Here is a 9,733-nt window from a genome sequence, read left to right on the forward strand (position 1 = left end):
CGATCCTCACTCCACCGGCAAGTGGCGCGTCAACGGCGCCGTGCAGAACTTCGACGAGTTCGGCAAAGCCTTCAGTTGCACCAAGGGCCAGCCCATGTACCCGGTCAACTCCTGCCGGGTCTGGTAAACCCAAAAACCTGATCCCGGAAACCCAGTCCCGGATTGCCGCAGCGCAGCGATCCGGGATTTTTTATGCACAATGCGGCGAGGCGGATATTCACCGGCAGCTTCCGCATCTCGCATTGCTGCCAGCGTTGACCTTTTTCAGGTGCATCCCGTCCAACCGCAAGTAGCTTTCCTCTCTGATTTTGTTACGGTTTCTAGATCGCGAGACCGTAAATTAGGCACAACGCACCCTCGGCTTTTACAATGCAGCAGGGACCCATCCCAACCCAGCGCTCCGCAGGGAACGACCACACTTGGCGCAGCACGCCTGACGAGCACGCCAGAGCAGGATGAAGGAATCGCATGAAGTTTAGGAAATTCGGCAAGGCCCTCCTGATGGGCGCAGTTTCACTAGGCGCTATCCTCAGCGTTACGTCTTGCGTTGAGAGTTACACCGTTGGCTTTTTGTATGTAACCGGCACACAGTCCACAGGCACCAGCGGCAGCGCCGGCCAGGGCATCATCAGCGGCTTTAAAATCGACCACAACACCGGCAGACTGGCAACCATTAATGGCATGCCCCTCAGTTCCGGCGGCTCTTACCCCAGTCGTGCAGTGCTCCTCCTTAGCAGCCGCTTCCTCTATGTTCTCAACCAGGGTGGCTCTGACTGCACCACCAACGCCAGCGATCCCGCCTGCGCCGAGGCGAACATTGTGCAGTTTTCCGTCGCCGGTAACGGCGCCCTCGTCTCCCAGCAGACCTTCTATACGCAGGGCAAGAATCCCTTCCGAATCTTCGCCGATGCTACCGGCGGGCACATTTTCGTGCTCGACCACGACGCTCCGGACGATTCCTCCTGCGCCGCGGCGCTTGGAGCCGGCGTCACCACCTGCGGTGATATCACGGTCTTCAACGTGGATCCCACCACTGGCCGGCTCAGCCTCGTGCTCAATGCGCAGGTCACCGCTGCGAATGGTTCGCAGTTGACGTACTTCCCGGTGCCGGCCAACCCCATCGATGTCCTGCTCAGCTCCAACTTCGTCCTCACCCTCTCGGGAACCCCTGCCACCGGCGACTTCGTCTTCCCGTACGCCTATAACACCACCGGCCAGCTCACTCTGAGCCAGAACAGCATCCAGACGATTACCGCCTCGCAGGCCACCGCCATCCAGGCCGGCAACTCCTTCGTCTATATTCTGGATAACGAGCCGATCACCTATACGCCAGCCAACAGCAATACTCCTGTGACCGTGCCCTCGCAGATTCTGCCCTTTTCAGTAGGCTCAGGCGGCTCGCTGCAGGCACAGACCGGCGGCGCTGTGCCGGACGTGCCGGCACAGACCAATCCTCTCTTCCTTTTGGCTGAGAGCAAGGGTAAATGGGTGTATGTAGCCAACGCGGGTGACAATACCAACGCCACCGTCACCAATACGCAGAGCGGCATCGCGGGGTACGTCATTGACACCAGCAGCCGCCAGCTGACCACCATGTCCGGCAGCCCCTTCGGCTCCGGCGCCGGTCCTTCCTGCCTGGTGGAAGACCCCTCGGACCAGTTCCTTTATACGGCCAACTTTAATGACTCGTCGGTCACCGGCTCGGTTCTTGACCCGAACGTGGGCACGCTCAGCAGCCTGCCTGGATCGGCCAACAAGACCTATACGTTGAACGGTCCGGCCGCCTACTGCCTGATCAATGGTCGCACCAGCTAGCTCCATCCAGAGCGGGATGGACACAACGTCTTTCCCGCTCCGGGATTCCGTAAGGTGCGGAATCCATCCGATTTCAGAATTGAAGCTCCGTACACGCCGCAAGGCGCATTTCGGAGCTTCAATTCACAAACAGGGTATTGCAGGCCAAAACTGGCCAGCGGACGAAAGATGCGCATGAAGTTGAACAAATCGAGCCAATTGTTGCTGGCCTCTGCAGTGAGCCTGGCAACCGCCGGCTTCCTCTCCGCCTGCGCCACGCTCACGACAGATTTTGTTTTTGTCTCCAGCGCCAAGGCGGCCGGCACCAACAACTACGGCGAAATTAACGTCTTCGAGATTAACTCGGAATCAGGCGTCATGCGCCAGATTCCCACCTCGCCCTTCCCTTCCGGCGGCCGTAACCCCGTCGCCGAAGCCGTCTCCTCCGATCACGCCAATCTCTATGTCGTCAACCGCGACGACAATACCATCGTCCAGTTCATCATCGGCAATGACGGCAAGGTTTACCCGCAGAACACCGTGAACACGCCTGGTATCTTCCCCATCGCCACCGCCATCGCGGGCACCAACCTTTTTGTCGCGGATACATACCAGCCATTGCCCAGTTGCTCCACTGCCTCGCCCTGCACTGGCTCCATCGCTATGTACCCGATCCAGGTCACCGATAACACTACCGCCGGAAGTACGAGTTCTACCCCTGTAAACGGCACGCTTGGCACGGCCGCGGTCAACGCAGCGTTGAGCACCAGCTACTGGCCGCTCACGCTTCCGTCGTCGCCAGGTGACATCATTCTGCCAACCGCAATTGCCGCTAACGGCAGTAATGCCTACGTCAGCGCATACGACACCACATCGGGCGTGGGTTACGTCTTCGCCTTCACAGTTGCCAACAGCGCACTTTCGCCGGTGAACAACGGCATCCCAGTCCCTGCCGGCATCTATCCTTCCGGCATTGCTTCGGACCCCACCGGCGCATACGTCTACGTCACGGATTCGAGCAGTAACGCCGTCTTCGGCTTTGCCGCAAGCTCCGGCAGCCTTACGCCGCTCTCCGGCAGCCCATATAAAGCCGGTAACCTGCCCTCAGCTGTAATTGTCGACGCCAAGGGGCTATATGCCTACGTTGCCAATAGTCAGGACTCGACCATAACCGCCTACACCCTCTCCGGCGGCGTCCTCACCAGCATCGGCACCTATACCACCAGCACGCAGCCCGTGGCCATCGGTATCGACCCCTCGCTCAACGAGTTCCTCTACACTGCCAATTTCCTCGGCAACTCGGTCTCGGGTTTCCAGGTTCAGGCCAATAGCGGCTCACTCGTCAACTCCAAGGGCACGCCCTTCACCGCCAGCGCCAACCCCACCGCCGTGGCCGCCATTCCACACGGAGCCACGTCCAAGCAGTAAGGTGCGCTCTGGAAATTCCTCCTTATGGACTTTTACAATCCATAAGGAACAACTGAAACAGATTGCCCGGGCATTTCTCACGGACGCCCGGAATAAAAGGAAGCGCATGAAGTTACGCAAACTCAGCCAGCTCGCACTGGCCTCCGGAATCGGACTGGCTGTGGCCGCTGCTCTTACCGCCTGCCAGCTCGTGACCGTTGACTATGTCTTTCTCGCCGGCTCCGCAGCAACCACCAGCGGCGGCGCCATCCAGACCTTTGCGGTCGACTCCGAGTCCGGCGCTCTGCGCTATGCCAACAACACCGGCAGCTCGCCCGTCGATTCCGGCGGCAGCTCACCCGCGGCCCTGGCCGTCGATGGCTCCTACACCAACCTCTACGTGGCCAATCAGGGCAACAACACCGTCGTGCATTTCACCATTGATGGCTCGGGCAATCTCACAAACTCCGATTCCATCACCCTTAGCGACACGCCCGTCGCGCTGGCCGTCGCTCCTTCCGGATCGGACCTCTTTGTCGCCTACGGAAGCAGCTCCGCCACGCTGGCAGAGTACTCGCTCTCCTCCGGCAAGATCGGCTCCGTCGTTGCGCAGCAGGCCCTCACCATTCCCGGTTACGAGGGCGACACCGTGCTGCCCACCGCCGTCACCGTCATGCAAAATGGCGCGGGCGTCTACGCCACCGTGTATGACCAGTCTGCTTACAACCCCGGTGGAACCACCACCAGCACAGCCAACCCTGGCTGGGTTTACGGCTTCGCCATCGGCTCCAGTGGCGGGCTTACAGCAGCAGCCAACAGCCCGTACAAGGCAGGCGTCAAGCCCTCAGGCCTCGTAGCCGATCCCGCCAACCGGTTCGTCTACATCGTGGATTACGCCTCCAATCAGATGGTCGGCTTCGGCATCTCCTCCGGAACCACTCTGAACTACCTGATCAGCGGCCCCTATAAGACCGGCAACCAGCCCTCGGCCGTCACCATCGACCCGCGCGGTAAATTCATCTACGTTGCCAACGCGCTCGACTCTACGGTTTCCTCTTATGCCATCAATCTGGCCAACGGTATTCCTTCCGCTACTGTCAGCACCACGGGCTCATCCAACACCTCCACTGATACGCAGCCGAATGCCATCGTCGTCGAGCCTGCCGAAGCGCGCTACGTTTACACCGCCAACACGCTCGGCAACTCGGTCTCCGGCTTCAGGCTCAACACGAATACCGGCGTCATCAGCCAGACTCAGGCCACTCCCTACCCGTCTGAGGAGAAACCCACAGCCCTGGTCGCCGTCCCGCACGGCAACCACTCCACTGCGATAGTTACGAACTAAACCAGCCCGGTAACTCGCAACTGCATTCATAGAAAAAAGCCCAGCCAACCGGCTGGGCTTTTCTTTTCCAGCCACTTGCTTTTTCGCATCCAGGTAAGCATCGATTGCCTTTTGTCGCGCCGAATCCGATCAGCCTGCCTTTGTTTTCCGATCCCTGTTACCTGATCCCCGCTCTCTGTTATGGTCAGTAAGACACATGACCCCTCCACCAGGAACCCGCGCGGATGCTCAAGAGATGGCGAATCCGAATTCTGCTTTTTCTCGCCGTGCTCGGCCCCGGGTTCATCACCGCAAACGTCGATAACGACTCCGGCGGCATCTTCACTTACTCCCAGGCAGGCGCGCAGTACGGCTACAGCCTTCTCTGGACCATCCTTCCCATCACCATCGCCTTGATTGTCGTGCAGGAGATGTGCGCCCGCATGGGCGTCGTCACCGGCAAGGGCCTCAGCGACCTTATCCGCGAGGAATTCGGCCTGCGCCTCACCTTTGTCCTCATGGTGGCGCTGGTCTTCGTCAACTACACCAACGTGGTCACGGAGTTCATCGGCATCGCCGGCTCGCTGCACCTCTTCCACGTCACCAAGTTCATCTCCGTGCCGCTCTGCGCCCTGCTCGTCTGGTTCATGGTCGTTCGCGGCGACTACAAAAGCACGGAAAAAATCTTCCTCATCGCCTCCGTCGTCTACATCGCCTACATCTTCACCGGCGTGCTTTCGCAACCCAGTTGGCATGACGCCCTTCTCGCCACCGTGCGGATGCCGAAAGAATCCGTCTGGCGCAATAAAGACTACGTCTACATGGCCATCGGCATCGTCGGCACCACCATCGCTCCGTGGATGCAGTTCTACCTGCAATCTTCGGTCGTCGAAAAAGGCATCCGCGTCAAGGATTACGCCGCCTCGCGCCTCGACGTCATCGTGGGCAGCTTCTTCACCGATCTGGTAGCCTGGTTCATCATCGTGGCCTGCGCCGCCACGCTCTTTGTCCACGGCATGGGAGAGATCAAGGTCGCATCGGACGCCGCAGAAGCCATGCGGCCCCTCGCCGGCGACTACGCCTTCGTCCTTTTCGCCTTCGGCCTCTTCAACGCCTCGCTCTTCGCCGCATCCATCCTGCCGCTCTCCACGGCCTACACCGTCTGCGAAGGCCTCGGCCTCGAATCCGGCGTCGACAAATCCTTCCGCCAGGCGCCTTTCTTCTATTGGCTCTACACGCTGCTCATCGCCGGCGGAGCCATCACCGTGCTGCTGCTGCCGGACGCCACACTGATCCAGTTCTCAGTGGCCTCGCAGGTCCTCAACGGCATCCTGCTCCCCGTCATCATTATCCTCATGCTGCTGCTCATCAACCGGTCAGACCTTATGGGCAATTACAAAAACTCCCGCCTCTGGAATCTGATCGCATGGGCAACCAGCATCGTCGTCGTCGGCCTGACGCTCGTCATGCTCTGGGGAATGATCCCCGGCCATTAGGCAGTGTCTGACGAATCGCCCCCGACTTGTTTTGTATCAGGGCAAGACTGGTAGGGCAGGGCTTTAGCCCTGCCGAAAATGACCGAAAAACGGTGGGGCTTTAGCCCCTGAGGGATGCTTTTAGCAGTGGAATGCACTCGAAGAGATTCGTCAGCCACTGCCTAAAGCCTGCTGGCCGTAGCAGCAGTGGCTTCAACAGAAGTCTTCCGGCGCAGAACAACAGCAGAGATAAGAGTGATAAGCAGCCCGACTGGCAGGGGCTCCATGAACGTATAGGCCATATTGATCACGGGGTTCTGGTAATCCTGCTGCGAGCGCTGTATTTTAGCCACCTTCGCGGCTACGGTAGCGGGGTCAAGTCCCGAGGTCTGGACCGCATGAATCTGCGCGGCAAAATAGCCGTCCATAAAGTGCGGTATGAAGTTGAAGTAGAGAATCTCCCACGTGGCCACGTAGCAGACGCAGGTGATAAGGGTAATCAGGATGCCGCAGGCAAAGGCGCGGCCAAAAGAGATTTGGCCGGCGAGGGTGTTGTCGCGGTAGCTGCGGATGCCAAAGTAGACAAGCAAAAACGACGCCACCATGGTGATGTAGCCGAGAACCAGGCTGTGGCCGGAACCAATCTTGTTCATGAGCAGAACATTGCCGTCCATAAGGACGGAGATGACCAGCCCGGCGATGAGGCCGAAAGTCAGAACGGTTTTCTTCATGTAAAGCTCCTGATGCAACTGAGGATGGAGTCACCATGCAGTGAAACGTGGTCGAATGTCGTCATACTTTCGCATGATTTTGAGGAATTAACCAGAAATAGTGCTTTTGGATGACGCGGTTACGGCAGCAGACCCAGCTCCTTGCCGCGCAAAACGGCCTGGGTACGGCGCGCAGCCCCAAGCTTGTCGAAAGCGCGGGCACAGTGCGTCTTCACGGTGTTTTCGGAAACGAAAAGCTGCGTGGCGATCTCGCGATTGCTCAAGCCGCGGGCAACCAGGGTGAGAATTTCGAGTTCGCGCGCCGTGATGCCAAGGCTCTGTTGCCGGGCCGTATCAGGAGCGAAGGGAGCCGCATCGGAAGCGAGTGGGGCGGCCGCCTCCGCAGCAACAAGCACTTCCCTCACCACCACCGTTTCGCGAATCGTTTCGCGTCCGCGCGTAATGCGAAGGCCGAGCCAGATGCCGAAAGCCGCGAAGAGAATCGCAACGAGCGCCCCGTAAAGCTCAACGGAGTGCTCGATAACGACAAAGCGATATTCCGTGTACTGGAGAATAGCGATGAGCAGCCCACCGACAAGACCGAAGATGAGAACGTGGCGCTTCATGATGGGGTTCTGAAAAAGTATATCCCCGCTCTGTACAGTGTTCCTGAATGCTCATTCATGCCATGATCCTGGTTCCCGCACCGAGGCTATGAGCTATGGTAAGCTTCCTCGTCGGGGAGACCTTACTATATGTCTCGCACACTGGTTTGCTGCATAACCTTGATAAGTCTTGCCGGGGCGTTGCTCGCACAAACTGCGGTGTCTGACGCTAACACCCAGGCGTCCAGGCTGCAAATCAACAGCCGCGCCGTTCTTGTGGATGTGATCGTGACCGATTCAGCGGGCAACCCGGTGACCGGGCTCCCAAAATCAGCCTTTACAGTGATGGAGCAAAGCAAGCCGCAAGCCGTCTCGTTCTTTGAGGAGAACGGCCCCGCCCATCTCGCCCAGACGGCTGAGATGCCCAAACTTCCTCCTGACGTGTTTACCAACTTCTCGCCGTTTCCGCAGCCGCCTACGGTGAATGTGCTGCTGCTGGATTCCTTGAACACAGGCATGGAAAGCCAGAGCGATGTGCACAACCAGATGATGAAGTTCCTCAAGAGCGCGAAGCCGGGAACGCGATCTGCGATTTTTGCAATGGGGCAGTCACTGCGCTTTATTCAGGGATTCAACGACGATCCGGCGGTGCTGGCCACCGCACTCGACAACAGGAAGAGCAATGAGGTGGAAACCTCAACGCTGATGAATGATAAGGAAGAAACCGCTGCCGAGCAGAGCTTATCTCGGATGACGGACCAGGCAGGGGCCGGCAGTCTGCAACAATTCTTCGGAGAGATCAATTCCACGAAAACCGACGCCCGGATGTTGATCACGCTGGCCAACCTGCAACGCCTGGCAGCTTTTCTCAATGGCTTTCCCGGACGGAAAAACATCCTCTGGTTCGTAGAAAAACCGCCAGCTGTCTTCCGGCCCGGAGGAACAACGGGCAATCCGGCCATCGACGATGAACTCAAGAAAACACTCGCCATGCTTGCGACGGCACGCGCAGCAATTTATCCCGTATATGCGAATGGAATCGTCAATTACAACCTCTATACAGCGGAAAACAACCTGTCTCAGTCCTACACAAAGACCTCACAGGTTACCGGCAGCAGCAGTGTGCTCTCGGCCTCGATGAATAGCGACGACGGGAATCGCATCACCGACCAGCTCAATGCGCAGCTCATGGCCGATCAATCGGGCGGACGGGCATTCGTCACCAACGGGATCTCCGACCTGATCGACAAGGTCACAGCCGACAGCAGCCATTTCTATACGCTTTCCTACACGCCGGCCAACGCGAAGATGGACGGAAGCTTTCGGAAGATCGAGGTCACCGTCACAGGAGGAAAGTACAACCTTTCCTATCGTCGCGGCTACTTTGCCGTGGATACGCGCCAACCCGGCAGCGCAATCAGCATTCGGAACGAAAAATCCCAGAAGCCAGCCGCACAGAACTCCGAAGCGGTCAATCCATTGCTGCCCTACATGGACCTGGGAATGCCGCAAAGCGAGCAGATTCTCTATGAGGTTCGCATCTCTCCTGTAGCGGCAAACGGCAACGAGCCCGCGGATAAAAAGGACAAGAACGAATACAAAGTCGACTTCGCCGTCGATCTGAAGGATCTGCGGCTAACTCCCGGCGCGGACGGTATACAAAACTGCGCTCTGAACGTTTCTCTAGTTGTATACGACCGCTTGCGGAACATCATCAGCCACGAAGACCATCTGGTGAACCTGAACATCACACCGGATATGTACCAGGCATTCCAGCAGACAGGTGTTCAGTTGCATGCGCAGCTCGCAGTGCCTGCCAAAGGTCAGTACTGGCTGCGCACAGGCGTCTATCACCAGGCATCGCATAAAGCCGGGACGATGGAAGTCGCGCTAAGTTCCGTGGTTCCGTTACAGGTCTCGGCAAAGTAACAAAAAACTGCTGAGCTGCCTCTTACGTAGAAGCCAGCCTTACAGCAGCTTTCCCTGCGCCAGATCCCTTACCAGCCCGCGATCCGCGGGGAGAAAATCATAAGTCGGCAGGTCTTCCAACTTCGCCCAGACCAGCTGCGCAAAGATCCGGTTCGTAATCTCATTCGTAAATTCGCGCACCGCAAAGAACTGCAGGTCAACCGCGCCGCCATTGCGGTAGTTATGCCGAATATGCGTCACCGGCGGCCCAATCGTCGCCCGGATGCCAAGCTCCTCATCCAGTTCGCGCGCCAGCGCTTCTTCCGCACTCTCGCCCGGCTCAATTTTGCCGCCTGGAAACTCCCACTGGAGCGCCATAGGCTGGTCAGGCCGCCTCTGGCAGATCAGAACCTCACCCCCCCGCATAATCAGTGCCGCAACCACAAAGCGCAAAGCCGGGGACGATGACCGCGAGCCGGAGGAATCTTGCTGAACGTTCTCCACGGCTTC

The 9,733-nt window shown here is 58.4% G+C and carries 9 protein-coding genes; 6 read left to right on the top strand and 3 right to left on the bottom strand.

Annotated elements, in window-relative coordinates; translation table 11 throughout:
• From ABSG47_RS18690 to ABSG47_RS18710, 5 genes are all read left to right on the top strand, one after another.
• Positions 1–127, top strand: a 127-nt coding sequence (locus ABSG47_RS18690; RefSeq protein ID WP_424171351.1) for a M13-type metalloendopeptidase, incomplete at its 5' end; no start/stop codon positions are given.
• 341 nt (positions 128–468) lie between these two features.
• A complete protein-coding gene (locus tag ABSG47_RS18695; RefSeq protein ID WP_424171331.1) occupies positions 469–1,815 on the top strand; it encodes a beta-propeller fold lactonase family protein in 1,347 nt (448 codons plus the stop codon).
• Between the two features lie 174 nt (positions 1,816–1,989).
• Positions 1,990–3,222, top strand: a complete 1,233-nt coding sequence (locus ABSG47_RS18700; RefSeq protein ID WP_424171334.1) for a lactonase family protein — start codon at positions 1,990–1,992, stop codon at positions 3,220–3,222.
• A gap of 106 nt (positions 3,223–3,328) precedes the next feature.
• Positions 3,329–4,546 carry a lactonase family protein gene (locus ABSG47_RS18705; protein WP_424171337.1) on the top strand — a complete coding sequence of 406 codons (1,218 nt, stop codon included), beginning with the start codon at positions 3,329–3,331 and terminating at the stop codon, positions 4,544–4,546.
• A 224-nt stretch (positions 4,547–4,770) separates the two neighbouring features.
• Positions 4,771–6,021, top strand: a complete 1,251-nt coding sequence (locus ABSG47_RS18710) for an Nramp family divalent metal transporter (protein WP_424171339.1) — start codon at positions 4,771–4,773, stop codon at positions 6,019–6,021.
• A gap of 161 nt (positions 6,022–6,182) precedes the next feature.
• On the opposite strand, the gene ABSG47_RS18715 is transcribed toward ABSG47_RS18710, so the two are convergent.
• The gene (locus ABSG47_RS18715) at positions 6,183–6,731 is read right to left on the bottom strand and encodes a DUF4199 domain-containing protein (RefSeq protein WP_424171342.1); all 549 of its coding nucleotides are present in this window, start codon (positions 6,729–6,731) and stop codon (positions 6,183–6,185) included.
• Positions 6,732–6,850: 119 nt separating this feature from the next.
• The gene (locus tag ABSG47_RS18720) at positions 6,851–7,336 is read right to left on the bottom strand and encodes a helix-turn-helix transcriptional regulator (RefSeq protein WP_424171345.1); all 486 of its coding nucleotides are present in this window, start codon (positions 7,334–7,336) and stop codon (positions 6,851–6,853) included.
• Between the two features lie 129 nt (positions 7,337–7,465).
• On the opposite strand from ABSG47_RS18720, the gene ABSG47_RS18725 reads away from it, so the two are divergent.
• Positions 7,466–9,244 (top strand): VWA domain-containing protein, encoded by a 1,779-nt coding sequence (locus ABSG47_RS18725; RefSeq protein WP_424171348.1) that lies wholly within the window; start codon positions 7,466–7,468, stop codon positions 9,242–9,244.
• A gap of 39 nt (positions 9,245–9,283) precedes the next feature.
• Here ABSG47_RS18725 and ABSG47_RS18730 read toward each other — a convergent pair whose 3' ends face one another.
• The gene (locus ABSG47_RS18730; RefSeq protein ID WP_424171354.1) at positions 9,284–9,727 is read right to left on the bottom strand and encodes a (deoxy)nucleoside triphosphate pyrophosphohydrolase; all 444 of its coding nucleotides are present in this window, start codon (positions 9,725–9,727) and stop codon (positions 9,284–9,286) included.
• Positions 9,728–9,733 lie beyond the last annotated feature (6 nt).

It is taken from the genome of Occallatibacter sp. (genome assembly GCF_049510455.1).
Lineage (GTDB): Bacteria > Acidobacteriota > Terriglobia > Terriglobales > Acidobacteriaceae > Telmatobacter.

What these genes read in the sequence shown, in the direction of transcription:
- ABSG47_RS18720 (WP_424171345.1), bottom strand. Translation starts at nt 7,336, where the DNA reads ATGAAGCGCCACGTTCTCATCTTCGGTCTTGTCGGTGGGCTGCTCATC.
- ABSG47_RS18715 (WP_424171342.1), bottom strand. Translation starts at nt 6,731, where the DNA reads ATGAAGAAAACCGTTCTGACTTTCGGCCTCATCGCCGGGCTGGTCATC.
- ABSG47_RS18695 (WP_424171331.1), top strand. Translation starts at nt 469, where the DNA reads ATGAAGTTTAGGAAATTCGGCAAGGCCCTCCTGATGGGCGCAGTTTCA.
- ABSG47_RS18700 (WP_424171334.1), top strand. Translation starts at nt 1,990, where the DNA reads ATGAAGTTGAACAAATCGAGCCAATTGTTGCTGGCCTCTGCAGTGAGC.
- ABSG47_RS18710 (WP_424171339.1), top strand. Translation starts at nt 4,771, where the DNA reads ATGCTCAAGAGATGGCGAATCCGAATTCTGCTTTTTCTCGCCGTGCTC.
- ABSG47_RS18725 (WP_424171348.1), top strand. Translation starts at nt 7,466, where the DNA reads ATGTCTCGCACACTGGTTTGCTGCATAACCTTGATAAGTCTTGCCGGG.
- ABSG47_RS18705 (WP_424171337.1), top strand. Translation starts at nt 3,329, where the DNA reads ATGAAGTTACGCAAACTCAGCCAGCTCGCACTGGCCTCCGGAATCGGA.